Source organism: Streptomyces sp. 3211.6 (genome assembly GCF_003634815.1).
In the GTDB taxonomy this organism is placed as follows: Bacteria; Actinomycetota; Actinomycetes; order Streptomycetales; family Streptomycetaceae; genus Streptomyces; species Streptomyces katrae_A.
The window spans coordinates 4,669,199-4,692,118 of sequence record NZ_RBXC01000001.1 but is presented as its reverse complement, the minus strand read 5'-3'; the positions used below and the strand labels follow the sequence as shown (position 1 = coordinate 4,692,118).

At 73.1% G+C, this 22,920-nt stretch carries 18 protein-coding genes and 1 pseudogene; 11 read left to right on the top strand and 8 right to left on the bottom strand.

What is annotated here, in order from left to right:
* Positions 1-172: 172 nt before the first annotated feature.
* Complete coding sequence (locus tag BX286_RS21730) at positions 173-1,183, bottom strand: polyprenyl synthetase family protein (protein ID WP_079429254.1); 1,011 nt, start codon at positions 1,181-1,183, stop codon at positions 173-175.
* A 220-nt stretch (positions 1,184-1,403) separates the two neighbouring features.
* Between BX286_RS21730 and BX286_RS21725 the strand changes: the two genes are divergently transcribed.
* Positions 1,404-2,447 (top strand): hypothetical protein, encoded by a 1,044-nt coding sequence (locus BX286_RS21725; protein WP_121016082.1) that lies wholly within the window; start codon positions 1,404-1,406, stop codon positions 2,445-2,447.
* An 85-nt stretch (positions 2,448-2,532) separates the two neighbouring features.
* Positions 2,533-4,533, top strand: coding sequence for a CocE/NonD family hydrolase (locus BX286_RS21720; RefSeq protein ID WP_079429253.1), 2,001 nt, complete (start codon positions 2,533-2,535; stop codon positions 4,531-4,533).
* Positions 4,534-4,822: 289 nt separating this feature from the next.
* Here the strand turns inward: BX286_RS21720 and BX286_RS21715 are convergent, their stop codons facing one another.
* Positions 4,823-5,629, bottom strand: a complete 807-nt coding sequence (locus tag BX286_RS21715; protein WP_079429251.1) for an HAD family hydrolase — start codon at positions 5,627-5,629, stop codon at positions 4,823-4,825.
* Between the two features lie 141 nt (positions 5,630-5,770).
* Here BX286_RS21715 and fahA point away from each other — a divergent pair, with 141 nt between their 5' ends.
* The 9 genes and pseudogenes from fahA (at position 5,771) to BX286_RS21670 (ending at position 15,904) form a co-directional block, all read left to right on the top strand.
* Complete coding sequence (gene fahA / locus BX286_RS21710; protein ID WP_121016080.1) at positions 5,771-6,997, top strand: fumarylacetoacetase; 1,227 nt, start codon at positions 5,771-5,773, stop codon at positions 6,995-6,997.
* A 139-nt stretch (positions 6,998-7,136) separates the two neighbouring features.
* Positions 7,137-7,907 carry a GntR family transcriptional regulator gene (locus tag BX286_RS21705; RefSeq protein ID WP_079429249.1) on the top strand — a complete coding sequence of 257 codons (771 nt, stop codon included), beginning with the start codon at positions 7,137-7,139 and terminating at the stop codon, positions 7,905-7,907.
* A gap of 39 nt (positions 7,908-7,946) precedes the next feature.
* Positions 7,947-8,174, top strand: coding sequence for a ferredoxin family protein (locus BX286_RS21700; RefSeq protein WP_079429248.1), 228 nt, complete (start codon positions 7,947-7,949; stop codon positions 8,172-8,174).
* A 14-nt stretch (positions 8,175-8,188) separates the two neighbouring features.
* Complete coding sequence (locus tag BX286_RS21695) at positions 8,189-9,553, top strand: ABC transporter substrate-binding protein (RefSeq protein WP_121016078.1); 1,365 nt, start codon at positions 8,189-8,191, stop codon at positions 9,551-9,553.
* Positions 9,550-10,368: pseudogene (locus tag BX286_RS21690) on the top strand (ABC transporter permease); the annotation flags it as partial. The gene BX286_RS21695 and the pseudogene BX286_RS21690, both read left to right, overlap by 4 nt.
* A 368-nt stretch (positions 10,369-10,736) precedes the next feature.
* Complete coding sequence (locus BX286_RS21685) at positions 10,737-11,471, top strand: ABC transporter ATP-binding protein (protein ID WP_121016076.1); 735 nt, start codon at positions 10,737-10,739, stop codon at positions 11,469-11,471.
* A gap of 34 nt (positions 11,472-11,505) precedes the next feature.
* The gene (locus BX286_RS21680; RefSeq protein ID WP_121016074.1) at positions 11,506-14,262 is read left to right on the top strand and encodes a fumarate reductase/succinate dehydrogenase flavoprotein subunit; all 2,757 of its coding nucleotides are present in this window, start codon (positions 11,506-11,508) and stop codon (positions 14,260-14,262) included.
* A 281-nt stretch (positions 14,263-14,543) separates the two neighbouring features.
* Positions 14,544-15,188 (top strand): hypothetical protein, encoded by a 645-nt coding sequence (locus tag BX286_RS21675; RefSeq protein WP_121016072.1) that lies wholly within the window; start codon positions 14,544-14,546, stop codon positions 15,186-15,188.
* Between the two features lie 110 nt (positions 15,189-15,298).
* Positions 15,299-15,904, top strand: coding sequence for a hypothetical protein (locus tag BX286_RS21670; RefSeq protein WP_237293030.1), 606 nt, complete (start codon positions 15,299-15,301; stop codon positions 15,902-15,904).
* Positions 15,905-15,968: 64 nt separating this feature from the next.
* Here BX286_RS21670 and nuoN read toward each other — a convergent pair whose 3' ends face one another.
* The 6 genes from nuoN to nuoI are packed head-to-tail and all read right to left on the bottom strand — an operon-like array spanning position 15,969 to position 22,917.
* Positions 15,969-17,597 carry an NADH-quinone oxidoreductase subunit NuoN gene (gene nuoN, locus BX286_RS21665; RefSeq protein WP_121017714.1) on the bottom strand — a complete coding sequence of 543 codons (1,629 nt, stop codon included), beginning with the start codon at positions 17,595-17,597 and terminating at the stop codon, positions 15,969-15,971.
* A gap of 23 nt (positions 17,598-17,620) precedes the next feature.
* Positions 17,621-19,222, bottom strand: a complete 1,602-nt coding sequence (locus tag BX286_RS21660; protein ID WP_121016070.1) for an NADH-quinone oxidoreductase subunit M — start codon at positions 19,220-19,222, stop codon at positions 17,621-17,623.
* 1 nt (position 19,223) lies between these two features.
* Positions 19,224-21,170, bottom strand: coding sequence for an NADH-quinone oxidoreductase subunit L (gene nuoL / locus BX286_RS21655; RefSeq protein ID WP_121016068.1), 1,947 nt, complete (start codon positions 21,168-21,170; stop codon positions 19,224-19,226).
* A 12-nt stretch (positions 21,171-21,182) separates the two neighbouring features.
* Positions 21,183-21,482, bottom strand: a complete 300-nt coding sequence (nuoK, locus tag BX286_RS21650) for an NADH-quinone oxidoreductase subunit NuoK (protein WP_045946785.1) — start codon at positions 21,480-21,482, stop codon at positions 21,183-21,185.
* Positions 21,479-22,300, bottom strand: coding sequence for an NADH-quinone oxidoreductase subunit J (locus tag BX286_RS21645; protein ID WP_100863103.1), 822 nt, complete (start codon positions 22,298-22,300; stop codon positions 21,479-21,481). The genes nuoK and BX286_RS21645 overlap by 4 nt, the downstream gene beginning before the upstream one ends.
* Positions 22,297-22,917, bottom strand: a complete 621-nt coding sequence (nuoI, locus tag BX286_RS21640) for an NADH-quinone oxidoreductase subunit NuoI (protein WP_121016066.1) — start codon at positions 22,915-22,917, stop codon at positions 22,297-22,299. The genes BX286_RS21645 and nuoI overlap by 4 nt, the downstream gene beginning before the upstream one ends.
* Positions 22,918-22,920 lie beyond the last annotated feature (3 nt).

Here is a 22,920-nt window from a genome sequence, read left to right as displayed (position 1 = left end):
ATCCGGTGGGGTTTCGATGTATCCATCTGACCAAAACGGCGGGCGGGGGGCGTCAGCCCCCGGGATCAACTCCGCGTACGACCACGGGATGACACGGGAAGGGCCCCTGTCCCCCGACCCGTAGGGGTCGCGGGGGCGAGGGGCCCGTGCCGTCCGTGTGCCCGTGCCGGGCTCAGCCCGCGCGGTGGACCACCGCGTCGCACAGCTCCTCCAGGGCCGCCTTCGCGAAGCAGTCCGGCAGCGGGGCGAGCATCGCGCGCGCGTCCTGCGCGTACTGGACCGTGTCCCGGCGGGCCTGCTCCAGCGCGGGGTGCACCCGCAGCCGGGAGAGCACCTCGGCGTGCCGGACGTCGTCCGAGAGGTCCCCGTCCAGCAGGCGGACGAGCTCCAGGTCCTCCTCGCGCCCGTCCCGCTCGGCCATCTCCCGCAGCCGCAGCACGGGCAGCGTCGGGATGCCCTCGCGCAGGTCGGTGCCCGGGGTCTTGCCCGACTCGTGCGAGTCGGAGGCGATGTCGAGGACGTCGTCGGCCAGCTGGAAGGCGAGGCCGAGCCGCTCCCCGTACTGGGTGAGGATGTCGACGACCATCTCGTCGGCGCCGGACATCATCGCGCCGAAGCGGCAGGAGACGGCCACCAGGGAGCTGGTCTTGCCGGCCATGACGTCCAGGTAGTGCGCGACCGGGTCGCGGCCGTCGCGCGGGCCCGCCGTCTCCAGGATCTGGCCCGTGACCAGCCGTTCGAAGGCCTCCGCCTGGATGCGCACGGCTTCCGGCCCGAGGTCCGCGAGGATGTGCGACGCACGGGCGAACAGGAAGTCACCCGTCAGGACCGCCACCGAGTTGCCCCAGCGGGCGTTCGCGCTCTCCACCCCGCGGCGGACGTCCGCCTCGTCCATGACGTCGTCGTGGTAGAGCGTCGCCAGGTGCGTGAGCTCCACGACCACCGCGGAGGGCACGATCCCGGGCGCGTAGGGGTCACCGAACTGCGCCGCGAGCATCACCAGCAGCGGCCGGAACCGCTTGCCCCCGGCGCGCACCAGGTGCTGCGCGGCCTCGGTGATGAAGGGGACTTCGCTCTTGGTGGCCTCCAGCAGACCCGCTTCGACAGCGGCCAGTCCGGCCTGGACATCGGCCTCAAGAGCCTGGTCCCGCACGCTCAGTCCGAACGGCCCGACGACGGTCACGAGGGGTACTCCTGTCTGCTGACGATCCGATGACGATCACATGGATTGTCAATGTGTCGCTGCCATCACTCAAGCCAGCGTATCGGGTCTGTTTTCGATCACGCAGAGCACCTGCCCGGCAGCCGTCCGGCGGGCCTCCCGCGCAGCCGCGCGCACCGCCCGATCCACACCGGTATGTTCGGTGGAAGCCGAAACAACCGGAGAATCTGCTTTGTCCAGAATGACGACCGTCATAGACCAGCCGAAGGAACCGGAGGCCGCCCCGCCCCCGCCCCCGGCCCCGGCAGCCGGGGACGGCCACGGCTTCCTGGGCCACCCCGGGGGCCTGGCCACGCTCTCCGGCCTGGAGGTCTGGGAGCGGTTCTCCTTCCTCGGCATGCAGGCCACCCTCGTCCTCTACTTCGCGGACACGGCGGCCCACGGCGGCCTGGGCATGGACCCCGGCACCGCCGCCTCCGTCACGGCCGCCTACGGGACCTGGACCGGCCTCGGCCTGATCAGCGCCGGCACCGGACTGCTCAAGCCCAACGTGGCCAGCATGGTCGGCCGGCTCTACCGGACGGACGACGAGCGGCGCGACGCCGGGTTCGCCCTCTACTACACGGCCATCACCACCGGCGCCTTCGCCGGACCCCTGATCGCCGGCTGGCTCGGCGAGCACCAGGGCTGGCACTGGGGCTTCTCCGCCGCCGCCGTCGGCATGACCGCAGGCCTCGCCCAGTACGTCCTCGGCCGCCACCGGCTCCCCGACCGCGACGCCGCCGCCCCCTACGCCCTGGCCCCCGACGCCCGGCGGACGGCGCTGCGGCGGATCGCCGCCGGCGGTCTCCTCCTCGCCGCGCTCGCCACCCTTCTGGCGGCCATCGGCTGGTTGACGATGCCGCGCTTCGTGGACCTGCTCACCCTCGTCTCGGTGATCGCCCCGGTGCTCTACTTCACCCTCATGTTCCGCAGCCCGCGCGTCACGGCCGCCGAACGCGGACGGCTGCGCCCCTACGACGTCCTGCTGGAGACCTCCGGCATGTCGGCCACCACCAGACTCGCCCCCTCGGCGTACGCCGGCCAGACGATGGCCCTCTGGTTCCTCTCACTGGCCCTCGCCAACGGCATCCAGGCCCAGGTGGTCAAGCTGTACGGCCACGTCTCCACCCCCGCCTACTTCGGCGTGAACGGCGCCGTCGCCGTCGCGGCGGCCCTGGCCGTGATCGCGGCGGCACCCTGGCTGCGCCGCACGATGACCGTGTCCACCGCGGGCGTCCACTGAGGGCGCCTGCCGAGGCCGTCCACCGAAGGCGTCCACCGAAGGCGTCCACCGAAGGCGTCCACCGAGGGAGCGTGACCGAACCCCCATGATCATCCGCACCGAGTTCCCCTACGCGACCACCCACGAGGATGTCCGGATCCCGATGCCCGACGGGGTGGAGCTGTACGCCCGCGTCTGGCGGCCCGTGACCGACCATCCCGTCCCGGCCCTGCTGGAGTACCTCCCGTACCGGCTCACCGACTGGACCGCCCCCCGCGACTGGCAGCGCCACCCCTGGTACGCCGGACACGGCTACGCCTCCGTACGGGTCGACGTACGCGGCCACGGCTGCAGCGGCGGCCGCCCCGGCGACGAGTACGACGCACGGGAACTGGCCGACGGGGTCGCGGTCGTGCGGTGGCTGGCGGCCCAGCCGTGGTGCACGGGATCCGTCGGCATGTTCGGGATCTCCTGGGGCGGCTTCAACAGCCTCCAGATCGCCGCCCTCGCCCCCGAGGCCCTCAAGGCGGTCGTCACCGTCTGCTCCACCGACGACCGCTTCGACAACGACGTGCACTACATGGGCGGCTCCGTCCTGGCCGTCGACATGCACGCCTGGTCGGCCACCATGCTCGCCTTCGCCGCCCGCCCCCCGGACCCCCGGTACGCCGGGGACGGCTGGCGGGGGCAGTGGCTGGACCGGCTGGAGGGCCTGGAACCCCTGATCCACACCTGGCTCGCCCACCAGACCCGCGACGACTACTGGCGCCACGGCAGCGTCTGCGAGGACTACGGGGCCATCGGCGCGGCCGTCCTCGCGGTCGGCGGCTGGCACGACCCCTACCGGGACACCGTGCTGCGCCTGGTCTCCGCCCTGCCCGCCGCCCGGGTCCGCGGCCTGATCGGCCCCTGGTCGCACCAGTACCCCGACCGCGGCCTCCCGCCCGGCCCGGCGATCGGCTTCCTCCAGGAGACCCTGCGCTGGTGGGACCACTGGCTGAAGGACACCGACACCGGCGTCATGGAGGAGCCGCTGCTGCGCGCCTGGATCAGCGACACGCACCGCCCGGCGACCACGTACGCGGAGCTCCCGGGCCGCTGGGTGGGCGAGAAGACCTGGCCGTCACCGTCGGTCGTGCCCGTCTCGTACGGGCTCCAGGGCGCGCCGGTGACCGTCGCCTCACCCCAGCACACCGGACTGGACGCCGGCCGGTTCTTCCCCTTCGGCAACGACGCCGACCTGCCGCCGGACCAGCGGGAGGAGGACGCGAAGTCGGCCTGCTTCGAGTTCCCCGTCCCCGCCGAGCCGGTGGAGATCCTGGGCCGGCCCTCGGTCACCCTGCGGCTGCGGATGGACGTCCCGTACGGGCAGGTCGTGGCCCGGCTGTGCGACGTCGCCCCGGACGGGGCGTCGACGCTGGTCACACGGGGTGCGCTGAACCTGTCGGCCCGGCAGGGCCGCGACCGGGCCGCGCCGTGGCCGACGGGCGCCTGGGAGGACGTCACCTTCGACCTGAACGCCATCGGCCACCGCTTCCCGCCCGGCCACCGCATCCGCCTCTCCCTCTCCTCGGCGTACTGGCCGTGGATCTGGCCACGGGCCGGCTCGGAGGCGGGCTGGACCCTCGACCCCGCGGGCAGCACCCTCGAACTCCCCGTCCGCACGGCCCCGCCGTCCCCGGAGGGCATCACCTTCGAAGCCCCGGAGCACGCGGAACCCCTGGGCGTCTCCTACCCCGCCACCCTGGACGAGCCCCGCCCGGAACGCCTGGTCGTACGGGACGTCGCACGCGGAACCTGGCGCCTGGAGGTCGACCCCCGCTACGGGGGCACGCGGGTGTACCCGGACGGGCTGGAGTACGAGGAGGAGGGGCGCGAGGTCTACGAGATCCAGCAGTCGGACCCCCTCTCCGCCCGCACCCGCTCCGACTGGCACATCCGGCTCCACCGCCCGGACCTGGCCTGGGACGTCAGGATCGAGACCCGGTCGGAGATCACCTGCGACGAGGGCGGCTTCCTCACGTCGAACGAGGTGGTGTGCCGGGAGTCGGAGGAGGTCCTGTACCACCGGACATGGCAGCGAAGGCTGCCGAGGGCGGCGGGGTGAGGGACTTGGCGCGGGCCCGCCATCGCCCCCTCAAGGGGTAGGGGCCGGGCGGTGCCTGCCCACCCGCCTCGCGCCGGGACCCGACCTGGGCGGAACCGGACAGCGCACCGGCACCCGGGAGGGGCGGGACCACACTCAGCGGTCTCAGAGAAGGGTTGGGGCTTTCCCGGTACCGCTCGGCCCCGCCACCCCCGCCCGGCGGGAGACCGCCACCCCGCCCGCCCGGCCCACCCGACCCACCCCGGGCCCCCGCCCCCCCGAGGGCCCACCCCGGGCCCCACCCGCGGGGTCAGCCGTACAGGCGTTCCAGGACTACCGCGATGCCGTCCGCCTCGTTCGACAGGGTCACCTCGTCCGCCACGGCCACCAGCTCTCGGTGGGCGTTCGCCATCGCCACGCCGTGTCCCGCCCACACGAACATCGGGACGTCGTTCGGCATGTCGCCGAAGGCGATCGTCGAGGCCGCCGGGATGCCCAGGGCCTCCGCCGCCCGGGCCAGGCCGCTCGCCTTGTCGATGCCCGGCGGCTGGAGTTCCACCGTGTGCTCGCCCGCCATCGTGACGTTCACCAGGTCGCCCACCACCGACCGCGCCACCCGCGTCAGCTCGTCGTCGTCCAGCCGGGGGTGCTGGAGCAGGACCTTCGTGATCGGGGCCGACCACAGGTCCCCCCGCTGCGGTACCCGGACCGTCGGCAGGTGGGGGTGCCACATCCGGTAGCCCGGCCCTATCAGCATCTCGGCGTCCAGGCCCTCCTGGTTGACCGCCGTGTACACCTCGCCGATCTCCGCCTCGATCTTGCCCAGGGCCATCTCGGCCAGCCCCCGGTCCATGGAAACGGAGTGCAGCAGCAGTCCGCGCGCCGCGTCGTACACCTGGGCGCCCTGCCCGCACACCGCGAGCCCCGTATACCCGAGGTCGTCCAGGACGTGCCGGATCTGGGGCACCGGGCGGCCGGTGACGACGATGTGGCGGGCGCCGGCGGCGCGCGCCGTCGCGAGCGCCGCGCACGAGCGGGCGGAGACGGTGTCACCGGCGCGCAGCAGAGTCCCGTCCAGGTCGGTGGCGATCAAGGCATAGGGGAGGGCGGAAGTCACGGCGCCAAGGATACGGACCCCCTTGGACAAGTCCTACAAATAGGGCCCGAATCTGGCCTCCCACAGACCCCATGCGCCACGTAACGTGTCAGCCAGCTCCCGGGACACCCCCGGACCGCGTCGAAAGCGAGGCAGTACCCCATGCCCCAGCAGAGCCCCCTCGATGTCCCCGAGGGCGACCCGTTCGGGCCGCACAACCTCCCCTACGGCGTTTTCTCCACCCCCCAGGAACCGCGGCGCCGCCGGGTCGGTGTGCGGATCGGCGGGTACGTGCTCGACGCGGGGGCCGTGGCCGTCGCGCTCGGCTCGCCGTACGCCGGGCTCCTGGCCCAGGGTTCGCTCAACCCGCTGCTGGCCGCCGGCCGCACCGCCTGGCGCGACGTGCGCCGCGCGCTGACCGCCTGGGTCACCGACCCGGGCCACCGCGAGACGGTCGAGCCGCACCTGCTGCCGCTGGACGGGGTCGAGCTGCACCTGCCGTACGAGGTCGCCGACTACGTCGACTTCTACGCGAGCGAGCACCACGCCACCAACGTCGGCCGCATCTTCCGGCCGGACGGCGACGCGCTCACCCCCAACTGGAAGCACCTGCCCATCGGTTACCACGGCCGGTCGGGAACGATCGTCGTCTCCGGCACCGATGTGGTCCGCCCCTCCGGGCAGCGCAAGGCGCCCGCCGACCCGGCGCCCGTCTTCGGCCCGTCGGTCAAGCTGGACATCGAGGCCGAGGTCGGCTTCGTCGTCGGCACCTCCTCGGAGCTGGGCCGGCCGGTCGCCCTCGGCGACTTCGAGGAGCACGTCTTCGGGCTCTTCCTCCTCAACGACTGGTCGGCGCGTGACATCCAGGCCTGGGAGTACGTGCCGCTCGGCCCCTTCCTCGGCAAGTCCTTCGCGACCTCCGTCTCCGCGTGGGTGACCCCCCTGGAGGCCCTGGACGCGGCCCGGGTCACCCCGCCGGCGCGGGACTTCCCGCTCCTGCCCTACCTGGACGACTCCGCCACCGACCGCCCCGGCGGCTTCGACCTGAACATCGCGGTGTCCATCAACGGGCAGGAGGTGGCCCGGCCGCCGTTCGCCTCCATGTACTGGACCGCCGCCCAGCAGCTGGCCCACATGACCGTCAACGGCGCCTCCCTGCGCACCGGTGACGTGTTCGGCTCCGGCACCGTCAGCGGCCCGGAGGTCGACCAGCGCGGCTCGCTGCTGGAGCTCACCTGGAACGGCCGCGACGCGATCGAGCTCGCCGACGGCAAGCGCACCTTCCTGGAGGACGGCGACACCGTCACCCTCACCGCCTGGGCCCCCGGCCCCGACGGCACCCGGGTCGGCCTCGGCGAGGTCACCGGCCGCATCGTGGGCGCCCGCTAGTCCACCAGGTGAGCGGCGGGGTGGCGGATCTTCCCCCCACCCCGCCGAAACCGCAGGTCACAGCCCTGCCGTCGAATCCGTGGGTGGCGCAATACCGCTGCAACACCACGCACGCCGCACCGCCGGTACGTTCCCTGCCATGCCTGCCGAACGGACCTCCCCGCACACCGCCCCGGTCGCCGCCGCGCGCCGCCGGCGGCTGCGCGCGGACCAGGCGCGCCAGCTCGCCGACCTGCTGCGCCACCAGATCCTGTCCGGCGGCTACCCCGGCGGGACCCTCCCCCTGGAGGACGTCCTCGCCGCCGACTACGGAGCCGGCCGCAACACCGTCCGCCAGGCCCTCGGCCTGCTCCGCGGCGAAGGCCTCGTCGAGCGCCGCCCGGGCGTCGGCACGGTCGTCGTCTGCGAGAAGTACCCGCACGGCCTGGACCGGCTCCAGGGCCTGGCCGAGACCCTGCACGAGCACGGCGAGGTCACCAACGAGGTCCGGACGGCGGCCCCGGTCCGCGCCCCCGCCCCCGTCGCCCGCCGCCTGGGCCTGCCCGAGCACTCCGAGGTGCTCTACATCGAGCGGCTGCGCCGGCTGAACGGCCTGCCGCTCTCCCTCGACCTCACCTACGTCCCCCTCGACATCGGCGCCGGGCTGCCCGACTGCGACCTGGAGCACAACGACGTCTTCCGGCTGCTGGAACGGCTCAGCGGCCAGCCGCTCGGCCACGCCGAGATCACCGTGGAGGCCGTCAACGCCGACGCGCACTCCGCCGCCGTCCTCCAGGCCCCGCGCGGGGCCGCCGTGCTGATGCTGGAGCGGCTCACCCACCTCGCCGACGGGCGGCCCGTGGACCTGGAGTTCATCCGCTTCCGCGGCGACCGGATCACCATGAGCGGCCTGCTGCGCCGCGCCCTCTGACGCCACTTCCCCCCTCCCCGCCCCTTCCCGGAGACAGCCATGCCCGTGGTACCCCAGCGCGCCGACGTGCCCGTGACCATCGACGAATCCCTGTGCATCGACGGATGCACCCTCTGCGTCGACATGTGCCCCCTCGACTCCCTCGCGATCCGCGAGGCCGACGGCAAGGCGTACATGCACGTCGACGAGTGCTGGTACTGCGGCCCCTGCGCCGCCCGCTGCCCCACGGGCGCGGTGACCGTCAACATGCCCTACCTGCTCCGGTGAAAGGCCCCCAGTCCATGCGCGCCCCGCTCACCCGGGCCCTCGCGCCCGCGCTCGTCCTGCTCCTGGCCCCGCTCGCCACGGCCTGCGGCGGCGAGGCCGCCGGGGCCGCGGGCGGCCCGAAGACGGTCACCGTGACCGTGGGCTACCAGTCCAAGACCATCAACACCGTCACCGCGGGCACCCTGCTGCGCTCCCTGGGCTACTTCGAGGAGGAGCTGGCGGCCCGCGGCAAGCGCGACGGGGTCACGTACAAGGTCGACTGGCAGGACTACGCCACCGGCGCCCCCATCACCGCCCAGATGACCGCCGGGAAGATCGACATCGGCTCGATGGGGGACTTCCCGCTCCTCATCAACGCGGCCCGCGGCAAGGAGCTCAAGCAGCCCACCCGCCTGGTGTCGGTGACCGGCTACAACCTGCGCGGCGGCCTCAACACCGTCGTCACCGCCCCGGATTCGAAGCTGGAGTCCCTTGCCGACCTGCGCGGCAGGAAGGTGTCCACCAGCGTGGGCTCCGCCGCCGACGGCACCCTCGTACGGGCCCTGCAGCGCGCCGGGATCGACCCCGAGAAGGGCATCCAGAAGCTCAACCAGCAGCCCAGCGTGGGTGCTTCGGCCCTCCAGGCGGGCAGCGCGGACGCGCTCTCGCAGTTCGTGGCCTGGCCCGGGCAGCTGGCCTTCGAGGGCAAGGCCAAGGCCCTGTACGACGGGGCGGAGCTGAACCTGCCCACCTTCCACGGGGTCACCGTCCGCGAGAAGTTCGCCGCCCAGCGGCCGGGCGTGCTGGACGACTTCCTGCGCGCCCAGCGCCGGGCCACCGACTACCTGCGCACCCGGCCGGTGCCCGCCGCCGAGTCGGTGGCCAAGGAGACCGGCCTGCCCGCGGAGGTGGTCTACCTCTACAACGGGGCGAACGGCATCGCCACCTTCGACCCGGCGCTGCGCCCCGAGCTGATCGCGGCGCTGAAGCAGGACGTACCCGTGCTGAAGGCCGCCGGGCTGGTCGGCGACGTGGACGTGGACGGCTTCGTGGACCCGGAGCCGCTGGAGCGCCTCGCGGTGCAGGGCGGCCCTGCGTACCCGGCGGCGGCCGCCGCGCGGCCGGAGCTGTGGTCCAAGGGGCAGGAGGGCACGACGACGTACGACTCCCCGCGCGAGCTGCTCAGGGCGGTGCGCGGGGCGGCCGGGGTCCGGGCCGCGTACGTACCGGACGCGGTGACGGGAACCCTCTGGTTCGCCGACCGGGCCGTGTGGGTCGCGGAGGGCGCCGAGCTGCGGGCCTTCGTCACGGCGGCGGGCGCGCAGGCGTACGTCGCACAGCACCGGGGCTCCGGGGCGCGGACCGTGAGCTACGCCGAGGCCACCGGGCTGGCCGGATGAGCGGCGGGCGGCGGGCGCTGCGCGCGGGCTCGCTGGTGGCGGCCCTGCTGCTGTGGCAGGCGCTGACCTCGCTGGACGTGCACCTGTGGCTGCGGTTCGAGCAGTTCCCGACGGCCGGGGAGGTGGCGGCCGAGCTGGTGCGGCGGGCACGGACGGGCGTGTACTGGACGGACCTGGCGGACAGCCTGCGCCGGATCGTGACGGGGTTCGTCCTGGCGGCGGTCCTGGGCGTGGCGACCGGTGCGGCGGTCGCGCGGTCGCGGCTCGTGTCGGACGTGGTGGGGCCGGTGCTGGAGGTGCTGCGGCCGATCCCGGCGATCGCGCTGGTGCCGGTGGCGATCCTGCTGTTCCCCTCGAACGAGCAGGGGATCGTCTTCATCACCTGCGCGGCGGCCTTCTTCCCGGTGCTGGTCTCGACCCGGCACGCGGTGGCGGCGCTGTCGCCGGTGTGGGAGGAGGCGGTGCTGACGATGGGCGGGGGGCGGTGGCGGATCCTGCTGTCCGTCGTCCTGCCGGGGGCCCTGCCGGGGATCTTCGGGGGGCTGTCGGTGGGGATCGGGGTGTCGTGGATCTGTGTGATCTCGGCCGAGATGATCTCCGGGGAGTACGGGGTCGGGTACCGGACCTGGCAGGACTACACGGTGGTGGACTACCCGGGTGTCTTCGTCGGCATGGCGACGATCGGGGCGCTGGGGTGGCTCACGGCCACGGGGGTCGAACGGCTGGGCCACCGCCTCACCGCGTGGCTCCCCCGGCCCGCTGCGGCCCCGTCCCGGGGGCCGGCACCCCAGGGCGCCCGCCGGTCCCGCTCGGCGGGAGTCGGGGCGGCGGGGTCGGGTGAGCGGGCCGGGGTCGGGGGGCCGCTGCGCGGTGCCGATTCCCCACCCCGCCCCTTCCCGAAACCGGGTGCTCCGCCCCCAGACCCCCGCGCCTCAAACGCCGGCGGGGCTGAATCTGGCGCGGCTGATCCGTCGCCCGCGGCATCGCCCGCGGGCTGGATTTCGCGCGGCGAAAATCCAGCCCGCGCGGCGATTGAGCGCACCGGGCGCGCAGCGGCCGGTCTCGGGGGCCGGGGCGGAGCCCCGGGGAACGGTGGAAGTGGGGGTCCCCCCGGACGGAGTCTGGGGGAGGGTCGGGGACCAGCCCCGCAGGGGACGACGACGGCCGGCGGAAGGACGCAGACATGAGCACCCCGACCACCCCGGAGGGGACCGGCGCGGCCCTCGCCCTGCGCGGCGCCCGTCTCGGGCACCCCGCAGGGGCCGCCGTCCTCGACGGGGTCGACCTCGGCGTCGAGCCCGGGGAAGTGCTGGCCGTCGTCGGCCCCTCCGGCTGCGGGAAGTCGACCCTGCTGCGGACCCTCGCCGGCCTGCTGCCCCCGCTCGCGGGCGAGGTGACCTTGGACGGCCGGCCCGTCAGCGGCCCCGGCGCCGACCGGGCCCTGGTGTTCCAGGAGGACGCCCTGCTGCCCTGGCGCACCGTCCGGGGCAACGTCGAACTGCCCCTCCAGATACGGAAGGTGCCCCGCGCCGAGCGGCGCCGGACCGCCACCGAGTGGCTGGAGCGGGTCGGGCTCGACGGGCACGCCCACAAGCTCCCCCACCAGCTCTCCGGCGGCCAGCGCCAGCGCGTCCAGCTGGCCCGGGCCCTGGCCCCCCGCCCCCGGGCCGTCCTGATGGACGAACCCTTCGGCGCGCTCGACGCGCAGACCCGCGCCGGGATGCAGGACCTCCTCGTGGAGGTCCTGGCCGGCACCGGGGCCACCGTCGTCTTCGTCACCCACGACGTGGACGAGGCCCTGTACCTGGCCGACCGGATCGCCCTGCCGGCCACCGGCGAGGTGCTGCCCGTGCCGGCCCCGCGCGACCGCACCGCCACCCGCTCCGGGCTGCGCGAGCGCATCCTCTCCTCCCTCTGACCTCTGACCCCTGATCCCTGAAAGGCAGTACACCGTGGACATCCCCGCGATCGGCGACGCCGAGGAACTCTCCTGCGACGTCCTCGTCATCGGCGGCGGCACCGCCGGCACGATGGCCGCGCTGACCGCCGCCGAGCGCGGGGCCCGCGTCCTGCTGCTGGAGAAGGCGCACGTACGGCACTCCGGAGCCCTCGCCATGGGCATGGACGGGGTCAACAACGCCGTCGTGCCCGGCCGCGCCGAACCGGACGACTACGTCGCCGAGATCACCCGCGCCAACGACGGCATCGTCGACCAGTCCACCGTCCGCCAGACCGCCACCCGCGGCTTCGCGATGGTGCGGCGGCTGGAGTCGTACGGGGTGAAGTTCGAGAAGGACGAGCACGGCGAGTACGCGGTGCGCCAGGTCCACCGCTCGGGCTCGTACGTTCTGCCCATGCCGGAGGGCAAGGACGTCAAGAAGGTGCTCTACCGGCAGCTGCGCCGCCGTGAGATGCGCGAGCGGATCCGCATCGAGAACCGGGTGATGCCGGTGCGGGTGCTGACCTCGCCGGAGGACGGCCGGGCGATCGGGGCGGCGGCCTTCAACACCCGTACGGGGGCCTTCGTGACGGTCCGGGCGGGGGCGGTGGTCCTGGCGACCGGCCCCTGCGGCCGGCTCGGGCTGCCGGCCTCGGGATACCTGTACGGAACGTACGAGAACCCCACCAACGCCGGGGACGGCTACGCCATGGCCTACCACGCGGGCGCGGCGCTGACCGGGATCGAGTGCTTCCAGATCAACCCGTTGATCAAGGACTACAACGGCCCGGCGTGCGCGTACGTCGCCAACCCGTTCGGCGGCTACCAGGTCAACCGGCACGGCGAGCGGTTCGTGGACTCCGACTACTGGTCGGGGCAGATGATGGCCGAGTTCGCGGCCGAACTGGCCTCGGACCGGGGGCCGGTGTACCTCAAGCTCAGCCACCTCCCCGAGGAGTCGGTGGAGGCGCTGGAATCGATCCTGCACACGACGGAGCGCCCGACGCGCGGCACCTTCCACGCGGGGCGCGGCCACGACTACCGCACGCACGACGTGGAGATGCACATCTCGGAGATCGGGCTGTGCGGCGGGCACTCGGCGTCCGGCGTACGGGTGGACGACCACGCCCGCACCACCGTGCCCCGGCTGTACGCCGCCGGCGACCTGGCGTCCGTACCGCACAACTACATGATCGGCGCATTCGTCTTCGGGGACCTGGCGGGCGAGGACGCCGCGCAGTACACGGCGTACGAGGGGGAGCTGCCCGCGGACCAGCTGGCGGCGGCGCACGAGCTGGTCTACCGGCCGCTGCGCCACCCGGACGGGCCGCCGCAGACGCAGGTGGAGTACAAGCTGCGGCGGTTCGTGAACGACTACGTGGCCCCGCCGAAGACGGGAGCGAAGCTGTCCCTGGCCGTGGAGGCCTTCACCCGGATGGAGGCGGAGATCGCGGGGATGGGGGCGACGACGGCGCACGAGCTGATGCGCTGCGCGGAGGTGTCGTTCATCCGGGACTGCGCGGAGATGGCGGCACGGGCCTCGCTGGCGCGTACGGAGTCCCGCTGGGGGCTCTACCACGAGCGACTCGACCATCCGGAGCGGGCGGACGCGGACTGGCTGTACCACCTGGACCTGCACAAGTCGGCTTCCGGAGCGATGGAGTTCACGGCGCGGCCGGTGGAGCCGTACGTGGTCCCGGTCCCGGAGTTCACCCCGCCGGGCGGTCCCTCGCGGCCGCTGGGCGAGGTGGAGCTGGTCGGAGTGGCGACGGCGGGCCCGGCGAAGGCCGCCCCGCGGGCGCGGGCGGAGTCCTCGGCGGCGTCCTCGGCGGAGCCCGGGGCTGCAGGGACGGCCGGCGGGACGGGGTCGGCCGGCGGGGCGGGGTCGCCGCGGATCCTGGAGCTGCTCGCGCTCGCCGAGGAGGCGCCCGAGCTGGCGGCGCTGCGGGGCTACCTCACGGACCCGGACCCGGCCGTGCGGGGCGCGGCCGTCGCCGCCGTCGGGGAGACCGTGCCCGCCGGGGCGGGGCCGGCGCTGGCCGAGCGGATGCGGGACGCGGATCCCGGTGTCCGGGCCGCGGCGGCGGGGGCGCTGCGGGAGCTGCTGGAGGTGCTGCCGGGCGATCCGGAGCTGGACGCCGGGCTGCGGGAAGCCCTGGCGGTGCCCGACCGGCTGGTGCGGGCGGCCGCGCTGGAGGGGCTGCGCGCGCTGCGGCTGGGGGACGCCGCGCTGTACGTGCGTGCGCTGGACGACGCCGATACGGAGGTGCGGGTGCACGCCGTCCGGGCGCTGGTCTCGGTGGACGCCCTCGCGGAGCTGGCGGCGGCGGCGGCCGGGGACGGGGCGCGTGAGGTGCGGGTGGCCGTGGCGAAGGGGCTGGCGGCGGTCGCCGGGGAAGGGGCCGGGGTGCGGGCCGCGCTGGCGCCGCTCCTGGACGACCCGGACCCGCTGGTGCGGGGGGCCGCGCTGGGGGCCCTGGCCGCCACGGGCTGCCCGCCCGCGTACGCCGACACCGCCGCGGCGGCGCTGTCGGACCCCGCCTGGCAGGTCCGCGCGGGGGCGGCGGCCGCGCTGTCGGCGGCCGGCGCGGGGACGGCCGTGCCGGCGCTGGCCGCGGCCCTGGCCACCGACCCCGACGCGGACGTCCGCAAGGCCGCGGTGCTGGCCCTCCTGGCCCACGCCGACTCCCCGGAGGCCCGCAAGGCCCTGGCCCAAGCGGTGACGGACCCCGACGCCGACGTCCGCGCCTACGCCACCCGCGCCGCCTGACCACCGGCCCCAGCCCGCGTCCGACAACCCCCGGACGCGGGCACCCGCGGGGAGCGGCACACCCGCGCCACCCGCCCCCGGGCGCGCCCTCGCCGAACCGCCACCGCCACGCCCCGCTCGGCGCGCACCGCACACCACGCCCCTGCGACGCCCGGCCGGGCGCGGCGTACGCGAACACGCCGGCCGCCCGGCAGGGCCCCGGGCCGCGGCGCGAGGGAGCCGCCTACGCCACCCGCGCCGTCCGAGTGGCGGCCCGCGGGCGGGGCGGTGACGCTGCCTGCATGGTTTCTCGCACCGGCAGGATCGCCCCCTTCGCCCTCGCGGCCGCCGCGGCGCTGGCGGCCGCGCCGTCCGCGCCCGCGGTCGCCGCGCCCCAGCCGCGGCTGACGCCCTCCGCCCAACTGGCCCTGGCCTACCGGGCGACCGCCAAGTACCACCAGCACAGCACCGGTGTCGCCGCCGGCTACGTGCCCGACCAGTACTGCGTCGTGGACCCGAACGGCGGTCCGGGCGCGCTGGGTTACCCGCACTTCAACCACGCCTACGACGGCTCCGTGGACCCGGCCAAGCCCACCGCCCTGCTCTACGAGGGCGACGGACAGGGCCACTGGAACCTGGTGGGCCTCGAATGGATGGTCGTGGACAAGGACGGCCGGACGGACACCGACGACGACCGTCCCTCCCTCTTCGGCGAGCCCTTCAAGGGGCCGCTGCCGGCCCGCTACAAGGGGCAGAAGGTGCACTACTCGCTGCACCTGTGGCTGTGGAAGGACAACCCGTCCGGCTGGTTCGAGCCGTTCAACCCGAAGGTCGTCTGCCGTCCGGGGACCACCCGGCCCCGCCCCGTCGCCCCCGCAACCCCCGCAACCTCCGCCACCCCCGTGGCTCCGGCCGCCGCCCCCTCCCCCGCGGCCACCTCCCCGTAGCCCGCCCCATTCGGCGGCGCCCGTTCGGCCGCCCGCCGCGTGCACGGCCCGTGCCCCGCCCCGATGGTGGAACGCAAGCCCCTCCGGGACCCCGAACACCAGGAGCTCCCATGCCCGTAGCCCGTGGCCTCAAGGCCCTGTCCGCCTGTGCCGTCGTCGGCGCGTCCGTCGTCCTGGCCGCCCTCCCCCCGGCGCACGCCGTGGACGGCCCGGCGCCCGACCCGCACGACGCGAAGGCGATGCGCGACATGGCCACGGCCATGGCGGTGACCGCCAAGTACGTGGACGAACGGCAGGCGATCAAGGACGGATACGTCCCGCACGGCCAGGAGTGCATGACCAACCCCTTCGGGGCGGGCGCCATGGGCTACCACTACGTCAAGGAGGCCAACTGGGGTTCCCGGGACCCCGCCAGGCCGACCGCGCTCCTCTACAGCACGGAGAAGGACCGCAACGGCCGCCGCAAGCTCCAGACGGTGGAGTGGATGTCCGCCGACCGGGACCAGGACCTGAAGACCACCGACGACCGGCCGACCATGTTCGGCCTGCCCTTCGACGGGCCGATGCCCGGTCACTGGGCGGGCATGCCCAAGCACTACGACCTGCACATGTGGGCGTACAAGGACAACCCGGCGGGCCGCTTCCACAACTGGAACACGGCCCTGAAGTGCCCCGGGAACGCGGCACCCAACCCGATGCACGCCGACCACGGTTAGACCGCGCGGAACGCGGCGGGCCCGGCTCCCCCGAGGGGGAGCCGGGCCCGCGCGACGCCACCGGTCAGCGCACGAAGGTGCTCGCGTGCCCGGCCAGGTCGAGGAAGTACTGCGGCGCGACGCCCAGCACCAGGGTGACGGCGACGCCCACCGCGATGGTGGTCATCGTCAGCGGTGAGGGCACCGCCACCGTCGGCCCGTCGGCCTTCGGCTCGCTGAAGAACATCAGCACGATCACCCGGATGTAGAAGAACGCCGCGATCGCCGACGAGATCACACCGACGACGACCAGCGCCCCGGCCCCGCCCTCCGCGGCCGCCTTGAACACGGCGAACTTCCCGGCGAAGCCGGAGGTCAGCGGGATGCCGGCGAAGGCCAGCAGGAACACCGCGAAGACGGCCGCGGTGAGCGGCGAACGCCGCCCGAGCCCGGCCCACTTCGACAGGTGCGTGGCCTCGCCGCCCGCGTCGCGCACCAGCGTGACCACCGCGAACGCGCCGATCGTCACGAAGGAGTAGGCGCCCAGGTAGAAGAGGACGGACTTGACGCCCTCCGCCGAGGTGGCGATGACACCGGCCAGGATGAACCCGGCGTGCGCGATCGAGGAGTACGCCAGCAGCCGCTTGACGTCCGTCTGGGTCACGGCGATGACCGCACCCGCCAGCATCGTCACGATGGCGACGCCCCACATCACCGGCCGCCAGTCCCAGCGCAGCCCGGGCAGGACCACGTAGAGCAGGCGCAGCAGGGCGCCGAAGGCGGCCACCTTGGTCGCGGCGGCCATGAAGCCGGTCACGGGGGTGGGGGCGCCCTGGTAGACGTCCGGGGTCCACATGTGGAAGGGGACCGCGCCGACCTTGAAGAGCAGGCCCATCAGGATCAGCGCGCCGCCGATGAGCAGCAGTGCGTCGTTGCCCATGGTGGAGGCCAGCGCCGGGTCGACGGTGGTGACCGTGCCGTCCACCACGTCCGCGATGACCGCGTACGAGACGGAGCCCGCGTAGCCGTAGAGCAGGGCGATGCCGAACAGCAGGAACGCCGAGGAGAAGGCGCCGAGCAGGAAGTACTTGACGGCCGCCTCCTGCGACATCAGCCGCTGGCGGCGGGCGACGGCGCAGAGCAGGTACAGCGGGAGGGAGAAGACCTCCAGCGCGATGAACAGGGTCAGCAGGTCGTCGGCCGCCGGGAAGATCAGCATCCCGGAGATGGCGAACAGGACCAGCGGGAACACCTCGGTGGTGGTGAACCCGGCCTTGACGGCGGCCTTCTCGCTGTCGCTGCCCGGTACGGACGCGGCCTGGGCGGCGAAGGAGTCGACGCGCTTGCCGTGCGCCCTGGGGTCGAGGCGGCGCTCGGCGAAGGTGAACACGGCCACGACCGAGGCGAGCAGGATGGTGCCCTGGAGGAACAGTGCCGGGCCGTCGACGGCGATGGCGCCCATGGCCGCGATGTGGGCCTTGGTGTTGCCGTACCCCCCCGCGGCGAGGGCGACGACCGCGGCGAAGGCCGCGGCGAGGGAGGCGACGGCCAGGAACACCTGGACGTGGTAGCGGGACCTGCGCGGGACGAAGGCCTCGACGAGGACGCCGAGGACGGCCGCGCCCACCACGATCAGCGTGGGCGCGAGCTGGGCGTACTCGATGTGCGGGGCCGGGATCCTGTCGGCCGGTCCGTTGGCCGCCAGTGTCAGCAGGCCCTGGGCAGCGGTCGTGGCGCTCACTTGACCGCCGCCTTCTTGTCGATGTGCTCGGCTTCCACGGCCACCTCGGGCTTGGGGTCCGTCTTCTTCACGTCCGACAGCGTGTGCTGCACCGACGGGTTGACGATGTCGGTCAGCACCTTCGGGTAGACGCCCAGCCCGATCAGCAGCGCGATGAGCGGGGCGACCACCAGGAGCTCCCGCGGGCGCAGGTCCGGCAGGGTGCGGACCTCCTCCTTCACGGGGCCGGTCATGGTCCGCTGGTAGAGGACCAGGGTGTACAGGGCGGCCAGCACGATGCCGATGGTGGCGATGACGCCGATGACCGGGTACCGGGCGAAGGTGCCGACCAGGACCAGGAACTCGCTCACGAAGGGGGCGAGGCCCGGCAGGGACAGGGTGGCGAGGCCGCCGATCAGGAAGGTGCCGGCGAGGACCGGGGCCACCTTCTGGACACCGCCGTAGTCGGCGATGAGCCGCGAGCCGCGCCGCGAGATCAGGAAGCCGGCGACCAGCATCAGCGCCGCCGTGGAGATCCCGTGGTTGACCATGTAGAGCGTCGCGCCCGACTGGCCCTGGGAGGTCATCGCGAAGATGCCCAGGATGATGAAGCCGAAGTGCGAGATCGACGCGTAGGCGACCAGCCGCTTGATGTCCCGCTGTCCGACCGCGAGCAGTGCGCCGTAGACGATGCTGACCAGGGCCAGGACGAGGATCACGGGGGTGGCCCACTTGCTGGCCTCGGGGAAGAGGCCGAGGCAGAAGCGGAGCATCGCGAAGGTGCCGACCTTGTCGACGACCGCGGTGATCAGTACGGCGACCGGGGCGGTGGCCTCGCCCATGGCGTTGGGCAGCCAGGTGTGCAGCGGCCACAGCGGGGCCTTCACGGCGAAGGCGAAGAAGAAGCCGAGGAAGAGCAGCCGCTCGGTGTTGGTCGCCATGTCGAGGGTGCCCGCGGCGCGGGCGGCGGCGATCTCCTGGAGGGAGAAGTTCCCGGCGACCACGTACAGCCCGATGACGGCGGCCAGCATGATGAGGCCGCCGACCAGGTTGTAGAGGAGGAACTTGACCGCCGCGTACGAGCGCTGGGCGGCGGCGTTCTCGTCGCTGCCGGCGTGTGCCCGGTCCCCGAAGCCTCCGATGAGGAAGTACATCGGGATGAGCATGGCTTCGAAGAAGATGTAGAAGAGGAAGACGTCGGTGGCCTCGAAGGAGATCACCACCATCGCCTCGACCAGCAGGATCAGGGCGAAGAAGCCCTGGGTGGGGCGCCAGCGCGACGAGTTGGTCTCCAGGGGGTCGGCGTCGTTCCAGCCGGCCCCGATCACGAAGGGGATCAGCAGGGCGGTGAGCGCGATGAGCGCCACCCCGATGCCGTCCACGCCCAGTTCGTAGCGGACGCCGAAGTCGGCGATCCAGGCGTGGGACTCGGTGAGCTGGTAGCGGGCGCCGCCGGGCTCGAAGCGGACCGCGACGAGCACGGCCGACGCCAGCGTCGCCAGGGAGAACAGCAGCGCGAGCCACTTGGCGGCGGTGCGCTGTTTGGCCGGGACGGCGGCGGTGAGGACCGCGCCGACCGCGGGGAGCGCGGCCGTCACCGTCAGAAGCGGGAAAGTCATGTCACACCGCCCTCATCAGCAGGGTCGCGGCGATCAGGATCGCCGTGCCCCCGAACATCGAGACCGCGTAGCTGCGGGCGTAGCCGTTCTGCAGCCTGCGCAGCCGGCCGGAGAGCCCGCCGACGGAGGCGGCCGTCCCGTTGACCACTCCGTCGACCAGGCTGTGGTCGACGTACACGAGCGAGCGGGTCAGGTGCTCTCCGCCGCGCACGAGGACGACGTGGTTGAAGTCGTCCTGGAACAGGTCCCGGCGGGCCGCCCTGGTGAGGAACGAGCCGCGCGGGGCGGTCACCGGGACGGGCCGGCGGCCGTACACCGACCAGGCGATGGCGACGCCGACGACGAGGACCGCCATCGTGGAGAGGGTGACCGTCAGGGCGCCGACCGGCGGGTTGCCGTGCTCGTGCCCGGTGACCGGCTCCAGCCACTTCAGGAAGCGGTCGCCGAGTCCGAAGAAGCCGCCCGCGAAGACCGAGCCGAAGGCCAGCACGATCATCGGGATGGTCATGGACTTCGGGGACTCGTGCGGGTGGGGCATCCGGCCGCCGGCCTGGTGCTCCGCGGCCGGCTCGGCGCTCGGCGCCTCGTCCGCGTCGGGGGCCGGCTGCCAGCGCTTCTCGCCGAAGAAGGTGAGGAGCATGACCCGGGTCATGTAGAAGGCGGTGATGCCCGCGCCCAGCAGGGCGGCGCCGCCGAGGATCCAGCCCTCGGTGCCGCCCTTCGCGAAGGCCGCCTCGATGATCTTGTCCTTGGAGAAGAAGCCCGACAGGCCCGGGAAGCCGATGATGGCGAGGTAGCCGAGGCCGAAGGTGACGAAGGTGACCGGCATGTAGGTGCGCAGGCCGCCGTACTTGCGCATGTCCACCTCGTCGTTCATCCCGTGCATGACGGAACCCGCGCCGAGGAAGAGGCCGGCCTTGAAGAACCCGTGCGTCACCAGGTGCATGATCGCGAAGACGTAGCCGATGGGGCCCAGGCCCGCGGCGAGGACCATGTAGCCGATCTGCGACATGGTCGACCCGGCGAGGGCCTTCTTGATGTCGTCCTTGGCGCAACCGACGATCGCACCGAACAGCAGCGTGACCGCGCCGACTACGGTGACGGCCAGCTGCGCGTCGGGCGCCGCGTTGAAGATCGCGCCGGAGCGGACGATCAGGTACACACCCGCGGTGACCATCGTCGCGGCGTGGATGAGGGCCGAGACCGGGGTCGGGCCCTCCATCGCGTCACCGAGCCAGGACTGCAGCGGCACCTGGGCCGACTTGCCGCAGGCCGCCAGGAGCAGCATCAGGCCGATCGCCGTCAGCGTGCCCTCGGAGGTCTTGCCGGCGTTCGCGAGGACCGGGCCGAAGGCGAAGGTCCCGAAGGTGGTGAACATGATCATGATGGCGATCGAAAGGCCCATGTCGCCGACCCGGTTGACCAGGAAGGCCTTCTTCGCGGCGGTGGCCGCGCTGGGCTTGTGCTGCCAGAAGCCGATCAGGAGGTACGAGGCGAGGCCGACGCCCTCCCAGCCGAAGTACAGCAGCAGGTAGTTGTCGGCGAGGACGAGCAGCAGCATCGCCGCGACGAACAGGTTGAGGTAGCCGAAGAAGCGGCGGCGGCGGCGCTCGTCGTGCTCCATGTACCCGATCGAGTACACGTGGATGAGCGTGCCCACGCCGGAGATCAGCAGGACGAAGGTCATCGACAGCTGGTCGAGCTGGAAGGCGAGGTCCGCCTGGAAGCCCTCCACCGGCACCCAGCTGAACAGGTGCTGGTGCAGGGTGCGGTCCTCGGCCCCGCGGCCCAGCATGCCGGCGAAGAGGACCACGCCGATGCCGAAGGAGACCGCGGCGAGCAGGGTCCCGAGCCAGTGGCCGGCCTTGTCGAGGCGCCGGCCGCCGCACAGCAGCACCGCCGCCCCGAGCAGGGGTGCGCCCACCAGGAGCGCGATCAGATTCTCCACGGTGAAGGCCCCTTACAGCTTCATCAGGCTGGCGTCGTCGACCGAGGCCGAGTGGCGGGTACGGAACAGCGACACGATGATCGCGAGGCCCACCACGACCTCCGCGGCGGCGACGACCATCGTGAAGAACGCGATGATCTGGCCGTCGAGGTTGCCGTGCATCCGGGAGAAGGCCACGAACGCGAGGTTGCAGGCGTTGAGCATCAGCTCGACGCACATGAACAGCACGATGGCGTTGCGCCGGATGAGGACGCCGGCCGCGCCGATGGTGAACAGCAGGGCGGCCAGGTACAGGTAGTTGACCGGATTCACTTCGAGGCCTCCTCTCGGGAGTCGCGGCCGAGGCGCTCCGCGGAGCGCTGCTCCAGCGCCTTGAGGTCGTCCAGGGCCTCGGTGGACACGTCGCGGATCTGGCCGCGGGCACGCAGCGTCTTGTTGACGGTCAGCTCGGACGGGGTGCCGTCGGGGAGCAGGCCGGCGATGTCCACGGCGTTGTGCCGGGCGTAGACGCCGGGGGCCGGCAGCGGCGGGACCTGCACGCCCTCGCGGACGCGCTTCTCGGACAGCTCGCGCTGGGTGGCGGCCCGCTCGGTGCGCTCGCGGTGGGTGAGGACCATGGCGCCGACGGCCGCCGTGATCAGCAGGGCGCCGGTGATCTCGAAGGCGAAGATGTAGCGGGTGAAGATCAGCTGGGCCAGGCCCTCGACGTGGCCCGCGGAGTTGACCCGGCCGAGGCCGTTGAAGTGGGTCAGCTTCGCGTTGGCGAGGCCGGCGATCAGCAGGATGCCGAAGCCGAGCCCGCACAGAACGGCCAGCCAGCGCTGTCCCTTGATGGTCTCCTTCAGCGAGTCCGCCGCCGTGACGCCGACGAGCATGACCACGAAGAGGAACAGCATCATGATGGCGCCGGTGTAGACGACGACCTGGACCACGCCCAGGAAGTAGGCCCCGTTGGCGAGGTAGAACACCGCGAGGACGATCATCGTCCCGGCCAGGCACAGGGCGCTGTGCACGGCCTTCTTCATCAGGATGGTGCAGAGCGCGCCGATGACGGCGACGGCGGCGAGCACCCAGAACTGCAGGGCCTCGCCGGTGGAGGTCGTGGTGGCGGCGGCCGCGAGGGCACTCATGCTCCGACCCCCTCGGCCGGAGCGCCGTTCCCGGCGCCGTTCGAGGCCGGGACCTCGCCCTTGGAGACCGCCACCTGCCGCTCGGTGCCGGGCGCGGCGCCCGTCACCAGCCCCCGGTAGTAGTCCTGCTCGTCCATGCCCGGGAAGATCGAGTGCGGGGTGTCGACCATGCCCTCGGTCAGCCCGGCCAGCAGCTGCTCCTTGGTGTAGATCAGCGACTCGCGGCTGGAGTCGGCCAGTTCGAACTCGTTCGTCATCGTCAGCGCCCGGGTCGGGCAGGCCTCGATGCACAGCCCGCACAGGATGCAGCGGGCGTAGTTGATCTGGTAGACCCGCCCGTACCGCTCACCCGGGGAGTAGCGCTCCTCCTCGGTGTTGTCCGCGCCCTCCACGTAGATCGCGTCGGCGGGACAGGCCCAGGCGCACAGCTCGCACCCGATGCACTTCTCCAGACCGTCGGGGTGCCGGTTGAGCTGGTGCCTTCCGTGGAAGCGCGGAGCGGTGGTCTTCTCCTGCTCCGGGTACTGCTCGGTGAGGCGCTTCTTGAACATGGCCTTGAAGGTCACGCCGAAGCCGGCCACCGGGTTCTGCCACTTTTCGGACGACTCGTCAGACACGTC